The 13,211-nt window shown below is 46.6% G+C and carries 10 protein-coding genes; all 10 read right to left on the reverse strand.

Features of this window, described 5'->3' with window-relative positions:
• Positions 1-200: 200 nt before the first annotated feature.
• Positions 201-404, reverse strand: coding sequence for a hypothetical protein (locus AC58VC_RS06640; RefSeq protein WP_497368055.1), 204 nt, complete (start codon positions 402-404; stop codon positions 201-203).
• Positions 401-1,504, reverse strand: a complete 1,104-nt coding sequence (locus AC58VC_RS06645; RefSeq protein ID WP_497368056.1) for a GerAB/ArcD/ProY family transporter — start codon at positions 1,502-1,504, stop codon at positions 401-403. The genes AC58VC_RS06640 and AC58VC_RS06645 overlap by 4 nt, the downstream gene beginning before the upstream one ends.
• 7 nt (positions 1,505-1,511) lie before the next feature.
• Positions 1,512-2,660: a Ger(x)C family spore germination protein gene (locus AC58VC_RS06650; protein ID WP_497368057.1), complete on the reverse strand. Its 1,149-nt coding sequence runs from the start codon at positions 2,658-2,660 to the stop codon at positions 1,512-1,514.
• Between the two features lie 14 nt (positions 2,661-2,674).
• Positions 2,675-4,162, reverse strand: coding sequence for a spore germination protein (locus AC58VC_RS06655; protein WP_497368058.1), 1,488 nt, complete (start codon positions 4,160-4,162; stop codon positions 2,675-2,677).
• Positions 4,163-4,585: 423 nt separating this feature from the next.
• Positions 4,586-5,860: an epoxide hydrolase family protein gene (locus tag AC58VC_RS06660; RefSeq protein ID WP_497368059.1), complete on the reverse strand. Its 1,275-nt coding sequence runs from the start codon at positions 5,858-5,860 to the stop codon at positions 4,586-4,588.
• Positions 5,861-6,223: 363 nt separating this feature from the next.
• Positions 6,224-6,790, reverse strand: coding sequence for a CBO0543 family protein (locus AC58VC_RS06665; protein WP_497368060.1), 567 nt, complete (start codon positions 6,788-6,790; stop codon positions 6,224-6,226).
• Between the two features lie 227 nt (positions 6,791-7,017).
• Positions 7,018-7,698, reverse strand: a complete 681-nt coding sequence (locus AC58VC_RS06670) for a TetR/AcrR family transcriptional regulator (RefSeq protein WP_497368061.1) — start codon at positions 7,696-7,698, stop codon at positions 7,018-7,020.
• 92 nt (positions 7,699-7,790) lie between these two features.
• Complete coding sequence (locus AC58VC_RS06675; protein WP_497368062.1) at positions 7,791-8,612, reverse strand: oxidoreductase; 822 nt, start codon at positions 8,610-8,612, stop codon at positions 7,791-7,793.
• Positions 8,613-8,872: 260 nt separating this feature from the next.
• Positions 8,873-10,594, reverse strand: a complete 1,722-nt coding sequence (gene poxB / locus AC58VC_RS06680; RefSeq protein ID WP_497368063.1) for a ubiquinone-dependent pyruvate dehydrogenase — start codon at positions 10,592-10,594, stop codon at positions 8,873-8,875.
• A gap of 507 nt (positions 10,595-11,101) precedes the next feature.
• The gene (locus tag AC58VC_RS06685) at positions 11,102-13,057 is read right to left on the reverse strand and encodes a hypothetical protein (protein ID WP_497368064.1); all 1,956 of its coding nucleotides are present in this window, start codon (positions 13,055-13,057) and stop codon (positions 11,102-11,104) included.
• Positions 13,058-13,211 lie beyond the last annotated feature (154 nt).

A 13,211-nucleotide genomic window follows, 5' to 3' on the forward strand; every position in this document is an offset into this window, starting at 1 on the left:
TTCTTTCGCCGCGGTGTAAGAATGCTATCGAACGCAGCTTACGCCCGAAGTAGGGAGACGGCAGCAGCTTTCCTCTGCTTGTAAATGATTTTTATATCAAGAAGAACCGGCATTATCTGCCGGTTCTTCTTTTTTGTTCCCTAATAAATCGCCTACACCTCACTCACGCATTTCTCTCATCCCGGCGAAATAATGTAAATCTAAGGCAGGACCCACTCGACGATGAAGGCGATCGCATCATTCAAATCTAACGGATGACGCAGAATGATACTGAGCCACAAAACGGCGCCGATAGTTGCGATTGAGAGGAAAACTGTAGTTTCTTTGCTGCTGTAAGTGCCAAATTTTCGCATCGCATAACCAATTCCGATGGTTAAGGCATAGGCGGCGACCAAAATCGTCATGCAGAGCCTTCCTTTTTCATTCGTCGACCGTTATTTCTCCATTTGGCCGCAACGATGAAGAGGACGGGAAAAGCCACCGCGAATAAGAAGTAGTATTCGAATAAATACTTTTTTATCCAATCGAGATTTTCGATGTTATTAATAAACAGCATCGAATACGCAGAAATGACCCACACCATCGGATAAATGACGATGTTTCGCCTCTCAATTTTGAACAGCTGGCAGACGCCCAAAACGGCGCAATAGAATAGTATGCACAGCTTAATACATACTACCAGCACAATATTCACAGCCAGAATCGCTTCCAAATGCTCGATAAAACCGGTAAATCTCATTTCGCGGAACATCGAAAAGATTGGGTAAACCAACTGCTGGCCGCGATACACGCCTAGAACCCCAATCGAAATAAATACGCAAGCGGTCAACATTGCGCCGGCGACAGCGATTCCCGTAATAAACGCGGTTTTCACTTTCCTCTGGACGAATGGAATAAGCATCAAGAATGCCACCGTTTCCATAAAGGGGAACGCCAACACGAATCGGGTTTGAATAACGACATCACTCAGCTGGAACGGGTAAGTGACGTGAAAATAGCGCCACTTCCACTCCCGCAGCATGATGACTATCGGAACCCAGAACGCTGAATAGAGGTAAGGCACCAGAAGCTCGTTCACTAAGGCGATTGATTCGATCCCCTTCGACACGGCGTACGCACTGACGAGCAATATCATGATATGGAATACAGAAATAGGTGTGAGCGGCATGAGATTAATATGCATGAAATCGCCTAGATTGTGGGTTACCCACGATGCGATTTGGATGAAAAAGACAATATACAGTAACGAGACGAGGCCACCGGCCCACTTGCCGAATGCCTGTAAAGCGATCTCGACAAGTGTCTTTCCTGGATACAGTTTGGCAAGGTACAAGTAGCCAAATGCAAGCATCAGCCCATACAAGGTCGCCCAAATGACGACAACCCAACCATATTGTTTTGCACTCGAAATGATAGGGCCGGGTAGCAAAATAAACGCAGTACCGATGACATAGATTTGCGTCAACAAGTGAAACTGCCACGCGCTGAGCCGGTCGGAATCCATATGCTCTTCATCCCTCCTTGCCTTCATTGGTATAGGGATCTCTCTTGTTGCCGGTCGTCGTAACGTCAGAAGTGACGGAGAAATTAACTGACGTCCGCCGCCATGAATCTGATGTAGCCCCTTCATCCTGCAAACCCAGCAGATCCCAATTCTTTAGCCTTCCCAACAGAACCATCTTCTCCGCTTTGTCCGCTACGACGCGATTAAACGCCTTTTCGATCATATGTACGTTTTGCAACGTTAATTTGGTATTTTGTTGGTTGTTCAAAATACGCAGATCAGCATGAATGAGGATGTTGAGATGGTTGGCGGATCGGTCCCATTTCCGTTTCACTTGGACATTATTCGTCTCGACGTCGACGTAACTTCCGTCTACTTTAACCGTTTCTGTGAATTTCCGATATTTCGTGTTCAGGATGTGATAATAGTATTTATTCTGACTATCCAAACGTCCATCCATGCGTCCTTTGAAGAAAACCGCGCTGTCCTCAAAAAAGGACGGCGCTTTTTTGCTGGCGTCAATCTGCTCCAATCTCTCCGTAGTTTCCGCCGGTTTGCCGCGGTAGTGGATCATTGGTATAAGTGTCGGTAATTGGAATTCCATACCTGTCACGATGTCTTTAACACGGATTGGCTCTACGCCCCCCGCAAAGGAACCCCGCGAAAGAACGCGAACAAGTGAGGTGGCATGGCGACCGGGCATCTTTTCGAGTGTCGTAAAGCTATTCATTACAGCCTGTAGGGGGGAATCCGTCACAAACAGATACGCGTTCATGCGCCATTCGGGAGTGGTTTCCAAGTAGTTGAGAATATCAATGATTCCATGACGGGCCACCTCTTCGGATAATATATAGCAATGCAAATGTGAGGTGAAAAGCAAACGCGGCATCATCGTGCTCGATTTTTGAATGAATCGACCCAAGCTATATTCTTTGAAACGATACGTGTAAACCGAAGCCTTGGATCCACCACCTTGTCTGGAGGAAAGAGCCGGTGGGTTGATTACTTGGTAATAAGCAATATACATACCAGTCGATGGTTCTCGGTCTATGCCGATTGAGGTGACGATTGCCAGTTCGTTGATTTCCTTCTTGTCCCAGCAACCTGGACAGACAAGTAAGGCTACTAGTAAGCTCAAGAGCCATAATTTTCGCACTGTTCGCCCCCTCCCTATTTTTTCCTAGAGAACATCTGAGGTTTTCGATTCATCCAGTACCGTGGAACGCGTAGGATTGTATCTTTGAAGTCCGACAGCACCAAAGGGGCAATTGGAGACATGTACTTCACACCGAAGGAACGCAATGAGACTAGATGGATCAAAACAAACAGTGTTCCGCACAGAATACCGTATAATCCCATAAAGCCGGCCAGCAACATGAACACGTACTGGAGGATCCGCTGCGCAATGCCAAAGCCGTAAATTGGCGACACAAAATTGGAGATGGCTGTGATCGAAACGACGATAACCATAGCAGCGGAGACGAGTCCTGCTTCAACCGTGGTCATGCCGAGTACTAGCGCGCCTACGATGGAGATCGATTGACCGGCAATCCGAGGCATCCGCAAACCGGCTTCGCGTAAAATCTCGAACGTGACCATCATGATCATTGCTTCGAGGAACGCGGGGAAAGGCACAGCTTCCCGCTGCGCGGCCAAGTTGATCAAGAGTGAAGTCGGTAGTAGTTCCTGGTGGAATGTGACCACCGCAATGTATAAAGGAGGGATAAAGATCGAGAGCATGAAAGAGAACATTCGCAACCATCGTGAAAGTGTGGCGATATCAGGCCTCTGGTAGTAATCTTCTGGTGAAGAGAAGAGTTGGAAAAATGTCACTGGACCGATCAATGCAATCGGAGTGCCGTCAGTGAGAAGCGCTACTTGCCCGTCCAACAGTTTGCCAGTCACCGCGTCCGGCCGTTCTGTTCCGATGAGTTGCGGAAACGGTGAAAACGTCTTGTCTTGGATCCAATCTTCCATATAAGAGCTTTCCAGAATGCTGTCTGCCTGGATGGCCTGCAGCCGACGACGGAATTCTTCTACGACGTCAGTGGGGGCTACGTCGGGTAAATAGGTCAAATACACTTTGGTCTGCGTCTTAGATCCGATAGTCATCTCTTCAAAAACTAAATGTTCACTTTTGAGCCGTTTACGGATGAGAGCCACGTTCCGTCCAATGTCTTCGACGAAACCTTCCCGTGGTCCGCGTACTGTGGCTTCCGACTGAGGCTCGGTTATACTGCGATAGTCACTACGTTTGACATCAAAGCTTAGGAAATGGTTAACGTGCGTTGGAATCAGCAGGCACTGGCCCTCCAGCAGCAGGCGGACACCCTCATCAGCATCTGTCCATTCTTTGTTTTGGACGAAGGGGATGTGGCGATGATACCAGCCCAGGTCGTCCAGATCGTATTCCTCTTCCTCTTCGACTGGAACGGCGGCAAGTATGGGTTTGACGACAAACTCATCTACGAGAGCTGATTCCACAATCGAGGATAGATAGAGGCAGGTGAAAGCCGAAGATCCACGGAGAGGGAACTGCCGAATGACAAAGTCAATGGCCCCCTTCATCCGATTTCGTATTTGCTCCTGCATCGGCTCGGTAACGGAAAGTTTATGCACTGTTGAACCCTCCATCAATGGGTTATTTTGTACATCCATTAGAAAAATATACCACTGAAGCCAGCCCAAATCGTATTCTCTCGAATGACGAAGTCAGTGGCCGCTGCATACAATTTCAGATTTACTACTGCATTGGTTCGGTTACGGAGAGTTTATGCACTGTTGAACCCTACATCATTAGTTTTAGTTATTGTGTATAAACATTAGAAAAATATACCACAGAAGCCAGCCCAGATCGTATTCCTCTTCCTCTTCGATTGGAACGTCGGCAAGTGCAACGGATCCAAGGATGAGCAAACCATTCTAGACGTGGAACTGTCATGACAGTACAAAAGGGTACATATTCTTGAAATTGGAATCTCAAGAATATGTACCCTATAAATAAAAAAGCGCTAATGTCCATGTTTTTATCTCGAAATGAGACGGAACATCCCTTCCCTCCTATTGCGACAATAGGTGGTATTATTTAAAATTGCGCAGCGCCCTGAGTCCATTTCGTAGTTCATCCACAAAGAGCATCGGCTGTTCCCACGCGGCGAAGTGTCCGCCTTTGTCGAGCTTATTGAAATAGATAAGATTCGGATACGCCTTTTGTGTCCAGCTCTTCGGCGCTTCATAGACCTCGTCGGGAAACACGCTCACCGCAACGGGAAGTTTGACTCCCTTAATGCCAAAGAACGGATATTTATTCTCCCAGTATAGGCGAGCTGAAGAAATCGGCATATTCGTCAACCAGTAGAGCGTGATGTTGTCCAGAACATCGTCTCGTGAAAGGCCCCCTGGTTGTCCATTGAATGCCTGAGAGATCAGCGCAAGGCTCTTCGCGTCATGGTCCAGCATAAAGGCGGCCAAACCTACAGGTGAATCCGCGAGTCCCATCAGCGTCTGCGGACGCGTTCCCATGATCTGGGCGTATGCAACGCGCTTGTAAAAGAAGTCCAGTTGCTCGCATGCGCGTTTTTCTTCGCCTATCAGACCAGGCGGGCAACCCTTGCCGGCCTGAATCGCCATCTCGAGATCGGACGGAACTACAAAGGGCAAGTTGGTATGAATGCCGATTAGTCCACTTGGCTGTTGGACACCCATTACGTCTGCAATAATGGCGCCCCAGTCGCCCCCTTGCGCCACATACTTCTTGTGCCCAAGACGATTCATCAATTCTCCATAAGCACGAGCAATGCGGTCAGGGCCCCAACCGGTCGTGGTCGGCTTGCCAGAAAACCCATAGCCAGGCATCGACGGAATAACAACATCGAATGCGTCCGATGCCTTCCCGCCATAGGCAGTAGGATTGGTCAGTGGGCCGATTACCTTCAGCTTCTCGACAATCGAGCCGGGCCATCCGTGCATAAGGATAACTGGTAGCGCGTCTTTATGCTTCGATCGGACGTGAATAAAGTGAATATCCTCCCCATCGATATTGGTGACGTACATCGGCAAAGCGTTCAACTTGGCCTCAAATTTGCGCCAGTCGTAATCGTTCACCCAATAATGGGCTAGGTTCTTCATGGTTGCAAGCTGCGTGCCTTGCGTTTGATCCAACACCGTTTCTTTGTCCGGCCATCTTGTCGCAAGTATACGCCTACGCAAATCGGTAAGCTCCGACTCTGGAATATGCACCTGAAACGGTCGAATGGCATTCGAATCCATTTCGGATTCATGCGGAGCTCCATACGAATTCGCGCTAACTTTCTGGGCCATCGTGCAGAACGTCGTCAACTCCAAAGATAAAGCCACAAACATGGCCAAACGTAAGCAGAACTTTCTTCTGTTTAATTTCAATTGTAATAATTCTCCTTTCTTAAAGTTATTGAGTCATCCATATCATTAGATTCATAAGAAACCAGACTAATTATGTATTAATTGGGTATGCGTACTATGTTTCAGAATAACCAGTCCGCGACCCGTCGACTTGTCAACTATTTTATTCCTTTCGTTCAGCGAAGCTATTTCATTCCATGTTCATTTAAATAGGCCCATTTGTTTATTCAGCTTTATCTATTCTTCCGTGGTTACTTGGACAACAACATTTTTTTGTAAATATGTTGGTAACCTGATCGAGAAAATCGGTTTTGCTCGACGCATGAAGCATTCCTCCTGTCACATGACCGCATTTGCAGTTAGCTCTTCGCTTTCGTAGTTCTTGTAGGTATGCTCGTATTTGTTGTTAGTACTGATTTGAGTTGCTTCCGCGTTTACAGGTTTTTCACTTGGCACAAGCCTTCTTAGCAGCCCCACGAGCCCCCGAATTGTAAGCAAGGTGAAACTGATGCACACAAAAGTATGCAAGATCGACCAAGACTTCCACTTAAACAACTTCGTTTTCTTTTCTAGCGCCCACTGCAGCACCGTCATCGGTACGCTGAAATATAAACTTTGAATCAATAGTTCGGCAGGCTTGCTGTTGTAGCTCGTTCTCACCCATACCACACTCAGCAGCGGGTAAAACAATAAATCGAACATAATGTTCGTGTCAAACGTCTTGGAAAAAGGCCTCACTGGATATGAAATCATCTTTCTTTTAATAAAAAAAGAGTCCATTACAGTACAAATCACACCTTTCGCAAAAAACACCGTTAAGAGCATAAGCAAGTTTTTTCTTTTCAAAATAAACGGGGTTGAGGCTACGGAAGCCAAAAATAGCGCCCTTAGCAGCAGTTTTTCCAATGTGATTACCTCCTCGATGGGAATATCTCTTATCGATATTGTGCTTTCAAATGCTTACATATATGAAGGAGCCTGTTTCCTTCTTTCGCTTATTTTCCCAATCCGTGCTTTTCTCATGGTTAGGTCTGCAACACCAAACCAGCATTAATAACCCTCAGCAGCAGGCTGAGGGTCTACGTTTTATATGAAAGCCACTTGAATATAACTTGGTCATCCGACCATAGGTTCTATGATAGCGTATGTTCGTCTGTAATCTTCCATCTCTCATAGAAGCCAACCAGGTAATATTCCATTGCAGTCAATGCGTTATTTTTGAAATTAACCTTAAAACCTTCAAGTTCATGCTCATCGATTGCTTGAAGCAGCACATCGGGCATACTCGCCATATTGACATAGCCTACAATTAAGGCATTCTGTGCCAACAGTAGCTCATAGAAGGCTTCCGCGTTCAAGACGCTTACTCGTTCAGACAATAAGCCCACGATATTTTCCAATATCGGGTACAACCCTGTACTATCTTTAACGGCAGTTTCCAAATCGATATTCTTTTCCAAAATCGTACTCTTGATGGCGCTCAACCGAATCAATAAGGATTTCTGATCAAGGATGCTTGCCATTTCGTCCAGAAAAATGGATTTGAATTCATCATAGGTCATTTCTCCATGCGGAAGAAGGATATTCGCAAAGTTATGAAATCGCTTCACGTATTCTTGAAACAACATTTCCATAAACAAAATTTCCTTCGTCTTGTAGTAGTAAAATAACGTCCCGTTTGAAACGTTCGCCGCTTTCGCGATATCACTCATTTTGATTTCATCAAAATCACGATTCCGATACATTTCGCGTGCAGTATCTAAAATTAACTTGGCTTTCTCTGCTTTCGCACTATCGGTCATGGCTCTTTTCATTCAAACACCCCCATCGATAAACCTTTTATTGACTTGCAGTCAATCGTAAGGAATACCAGGAAACTTGTCAAGGGGCCAGAAAAATACTGGTTTTATTTCATCTGACTCATAATGAGTCTATCGAAATTCCTGTCGCTGATCCATTTTCTCAACATGATCAATGGTTTTGCCAGTTTACCGACGGAGTATCTGATTTTGGGATTGTTTGTTGCAATGGATTTCGCAACGATATTCGCCACTAAGTCAGCGGGTGACCCGCCTCCTGCTTGATAAGATTTTCGTGTTGTATTCGCGATTTTTTTTGCCAAATCCCTATACGGTCCGTTCCCAGAATTTCTCATCATCGGTTCGCTCATCACATTTCCGAATGAGGTCTCAATAATTCCCGGCTCAAGGATGATGACATCTATCCCAAACGGCTGCAGTTCGAGTCTCAAGCAATCAGACCATCCCTCCAGTGCATGTTTGCTCGCATGGTACCATGCGCCAAGCGGTGTATAAATCTTCCCCCCGACAGAGGAGGTATTAATGATTTTTCCGTTTCGCTGCTCCCTCATATAAGGCACGACAAGCTGGGTCATTCTGGCAAGACCGAATAGATTTACTTCAAACTGGTATCTCGCATCATCGAGGCTAACTTCCTCAACACTCCCGTAAAGGCCGAATCCGGCGTTATTGAATAGTACGTCAATTCTTCCCTGCTCACTGATGATTTTGTCCATACAAGCTTTAATCTCTTCCTCTTTCGAAATATCCAATTGCACGATAATCGCCCCCACTTCGTGCAGGTCCTGCATTTGATCGAGCCTTCTTGCTGCAGCATAGACAATATGACCTTCGGACAGTAGCTTCTTGGCAGTTTCTTTACCAATACCAGATGATGCGCCTGTGATTAAAATAACTTTTTTGATCATGACATATTCCTCCATTATTTAACGGTGATCATTATTGACTATTAGTCAATGACTCTGAGTCAATAATAAATGACTTAGAGTCAATTGTAAATGGAATAATTAGCCTAATGAGATAATAGGACAAATCAAACACCCCGGTCATCCGTATTAAACCGAGGTCTTGGGTGTTTTGAGTCCAATTACATGCCGACATTGCGAAAACTGTTGGCTCAAACCAACCTAAATAGCCCCCACCTGAGAAATCAGATGGGGGCTATTTTTTACCGAAGGAGATTGGTTTTCGCCAGTTCGATGATTTCGTTACCTTGTCCGTTCAAAACAGCTTTCAGCATCCACATCGTAAATCCGCGCGCCTGCTCGAAGTTGATCTTCGGCGGCATAGCCAGCTCCTGACGATTGACGATAACGTCCAGCAAAACCGGACCGTTGTGTTCGAACGCTCGGCGAACAGCGCTTTCCAAGTCATTCGGATCCTCGACCCGAATTCCTTCGATTCCCATCGCTTGAGCCATGGCCGCAAAATTGGGATTGTCGAGTTCGGTCCCAAATTCCAAAAAACCGGCCGCTTTCATCTCCAATTCCACGAATGCAAGCGCGCCATTATTAAAGACAACAATCTTGATCGGGAGCTTATGCTGACGCAGGGTCAATAGATCTCCGAGCAGCATGGTGAGTCCCCCGTCCCCCGACAGCGAAATGACCTGGCGCCCTGGCTGCGCAACCTGGGCCCCAATCGCCTGGGGCATGGCGTTCGCCATTGTCCCGTGGTTAAACGAGCCCAGAAGCCTTCTTTTTCCATTCATATTCAAGTATCTGGCAGCCCAAACTGTTGGCGTCCCAACATCGCAAGTCAAAACAGCATCCTCATCTGCGAGATCACTGATTACCTTCATGAGGAATTGCGGATGAATAGGCGCTCGGCCTGGTGCAGCAAGATTGTCCAATTCCTCTCGGACTTTGGCATAATGTGCAGCAAATTGCTGCAGATGATCAGGGGAGTGCGATTCGTTTAACAAGGGTATTAACATTTCGACCGTCGTCTTCACGTCTCCGCACAAGCCATATGCTAGCGTCGTTCGCCGGCCTAGTCGGGATGGATCCAAATCAACTTGAAGGATAGTCGCTTCTTGCGGATAAAATTGCCGGTATGGAAAATCGGTACCCAGCATGAGTAAGACATCGCATTCCATCATGGCGTGGTATCCGGAAGAATATCCGATAAGGCCGGTTAATCCAACGGAATACGGGTTGTCGTATTCCAGGTATTCTTTTCCTCGCAGCGCTATGACCATCGGGGATTGTAGTTTCTCGCACAACTTCATGAGTGAAGCATGAGCTCCCACGCAACCGGCACCGCACAGCAAGGTGATCCTATTGCCTTTGTTTAAGTAGTCGGCAAGCGTCTTCAATTCGTCTGCAGATGGGCAGACAATCGGCCGTGTGGCATGGATAATGCGTTCCGGAACGGGGCTTTCGTCGTATTCGAAAGCGGCTACATCACCCGGAAGCACTAAGACAGAAACTCCCGACCTTGCCGTCGCGGTTTGCATGGCCATCGAAACCGCTCTAGGCATTTGCCTCGGACCGGTTATGACCTCACAAAAAAAGCTGCATTCTTGAAACAACATGTCCGGACGGGTCTCTTGAAAAAAGCCGCTGCCGATTTCACTGCTAGGTATGTGAGCGGCAATCGCAAGTACTGGCACCCGGTTTCGATGGCAATCGTATAATCCGTTAATGAGATGCAGATTACCTGGTCCGCTGCTACCTGCACATACGGCGATTCCTCCGCTCAGGGCAGCATCAGCACCCGCCGCGAACGCTGCAACCTCTTCGTGGCGGACATGAATCCACTCTATTTTTCCTGAACGACGGATCGCATCGAGCAAGGCATTCAGCGAATCGCCGATAATGCCGTAAATTCGCGTCACGCCGGCGTTTAGTAGGGATTCAACAATGGAATCAGCTATCGTTCTTCGCAAGGGAATCTCTCCTTTTTGTTTTTCTTAGTTTGCCATAATGCGAGCAGCCTATTCTTGATCCATACATAAGAACAAAACACCTTATTCACGAAATCGGAGTTCCTCATTGCCTTTAAAGGTGCACCCCTTGAGGAACGGAATCCGCATTCTTATTCTTGCCTCCGCTCATATACGCGAGGATCAATGAAATGGTAGCATGGATGGATATTATAAATAGATTTGGAGACGAAGGTGCTGCAATTATAAATACAAATAACTGGAAATTATACCGTTAATCCACTCCAACTCCCCTACTTCCTGGCTCAATTGTCCCCATTAACTGCAGAAATTCCATTTATTCATCCAGTAGCTGTGGTACTCAAATAAATAGCGGTAGTATTTCCCATTTATCTAAGGGAGCGCTCCCAAAACAAAAAAAAGACTCTCCCTTAGTCATTGGATGACTTTTGAGATAGCCTTTTTCGCTCACCTGTTCCACTTCATTTACCGCTCACTCTCGTGTTCAATCTATTTCGTCCTCAAAATCGTGAATTCTTGTTGCCATAAAACCCTACCGCCAATCTCAAGCCTAGCCCGCAGCTGGTTCTGCCCGACCTTCAGCGGCTTGGCGGCTTTGTATTGGAAGAAAGCCATATCCCACTGAATTGGTGCAATCCATTTTGAGTAGGTATGGATGGCCTCATCTGTTGGTGCTCCGATCTCTTCTACAGTCAACTTGGGTCTTAACTCAGGTGAAGCATTGACTGGGATCTGCTGGGTGCTGTCCCTAAAGGCTACATTAAGTTCCATATGATCTGAATCGACTGAAGTGGGAATAGCAAGAGCAGTCACATTATACGCCTGAAGGGTGAAGGTAAGGGAGTTATCAACGTTAGCTATAAGTGAACCGAACAAGTTCCGTACATCGGCTTCGTTCAGATATATCTCTCCGTTTGACGAGACCTGTGGTGCTGCGGTCAAGCTCACCTTCTGAACCTCTTTATCGTTCCAAAGCGTTGTCGCCTGCAATGAACCAGCCTGAATGCGGAAGCCATTACCAAACCTGCTGCTCTGGTATGTAGTCCAACCGCCTGACTCACTTTTATCGTAACGGAAACCTTCAGATAGAAAGGGAATGGATACATACCAAGCGTTATCGCGCATATATCCCACTTGTCGATCTTGAAACTTAAGCTCGTCGCCATCAATCTTCGCACTGTTGTAGTACAAGGTGTAGAAGGACATGTCTATAGCCGGATCAAATCCTTCACCCACAATATGATCGGAATATGGATTTAATTTCAACCAGACAAGCCCGACATAAGAATCGATTTGGTACCAACGGTTTCCTACCGTATCATCCCAATAACGAATCGGGTGAATAGTTTGAGGCGACGCTTGCGCGTATTTATACCAGTTACCTGAGGGGTAGTTCATCAGCTGTGCATTGGATTTCAATTCAATGGCCACGTCTGTCGGTTTGGCAGCAATAGGATCGGCAAACTGTTTATTCACCCAACCATCCCCTGCCGAAGTATGAACATGATACCAGATTGGTTCATCCGGTGAATTCCCATATGGATTGTTGTTAATTCGCTCGAAAACGTCCACGTTCTGTGGCTGAAGAATTGCCACCTCTTCCCCATAAGAATATGGTTGTGCAAAAAGCGTTGTTCGCGTTTCCAGCTCCAAGCTTTCTTGGGACTCTTCTATCTTCGCACCTCGGTAAAACATCCATTGAACACCGCTCACTGTCTCCACACGGTAGGCCGTATTGTTGAATGGCGAAATAAACTCTGCAGTTATTTGCCCAACACCTTGCGGCATGCTGCTTTCGTTCAAGAAATATTCTTTCTCCGGCACAACGCTGCGCAGCGTACCAATACGATTAAGGGGAATTCGAATCCATTGATCACCGAGCCAGGTCGTATGAATCTGCAGCCATGCCATCGTGCTGTAATCGAAGTTATCGGCAACAAACCATCTTTTTGTAGCAGCGACCACTTCGACATCCTGCGGTGACAATGAACCCGTTGATGGTGAATTGGTATTCGGGTTGGCGTACATCAGCGTATTGTCCAGCAGTGATACTTGCTTCGGAGGAGCGACGTCTAACGATTTTGAAGGTACATTGATCCACTTATCACCAAGCCAGGTTTTGACTTTCCACCAATTATTCGTGTCCGACCATGGCATGCCTGCCTTGACTACTTGCACCTCCTGAGGAGCCAGATAGCCCTGAGGTGGACCACCGGAATCCTCATATTTGTCATAATAAGGGATATTGCTCAGCAACCGAATAACGGCAGGCACTCTACCTGACTCGGGTACATCCGAAGGGAACATTTCATGCTGAAACTCCGGCTGCACACTAGGAATGGGCTTCCAAACAACAGTTGCCCCTTCCGCTGATGCTTCGAAAGCACTCGCCATGATGACCTGCGCTCCAACTACAGCCGCAATGGCTGCTTTTTTCCAGCTCATTGGATCACACTCCTATCCATTCTCTCAAGTTAAACCTGTACATTGGTTATACTCGGTATTCATTCCAAAGTTTTCATTTTCATGTTAACTTTAGTTGAAGCGTTGAGATGGATATCATCACTAATTTTCTACGACACATGTATATGCCTGAATG

Source organism: Paenibacillus sp. J22R67 (assembly GCF_059692175.1).

Excerpts from the sequence above, each read along its gene's own strand:
- AC58VC_RS06655 (WP_497368058.1), bottom strand. The coding sequence starts at position 4,162 with ATGGATGTACAAAATAACCCATTGATGGAGGGTTCAACAGTGCATAAA.
- AC58VC_RS06670 (WP_497368061.1), bottom strand. The coding sequence starts at position 7,698 with ATGAAAAGAGCCATGACCGATAGTGCGAAAGCAGAGAAAGCCAAGTTA.
- AC58VC_RS06685 (WP_497368064.1), bottom strand. The coding sequence starts at position 13,057 with ATGAGCTGGAAAAAAGCAGCCATTGCGGCTGTAGTTGGAGCGCAGGTC.
- AC58VC_RS06675 (WP_497368062.1), bottom strand. The coding sequence starts at position 8,612 with ATGATCAAAAAAGTTATTTTAATCACAGGCGCATCATCTGGTATTGGT.
- AC58VC_RS06640 (WP_497368055.1), bottom strand. The coding sequence starts at position 404 with ATGACGATTTTGGTCGCCGCCTATGCCTTAACCATCGGAATTGGTTAT.
- AC58VC_RS06645 (WP_497368056.1), bottom strand. The coding sequence starts at position 1,504 with ATGGATTCCGACCGGCTCAGCGCGTGGCAGTTTCACTTGTTGACGCAA.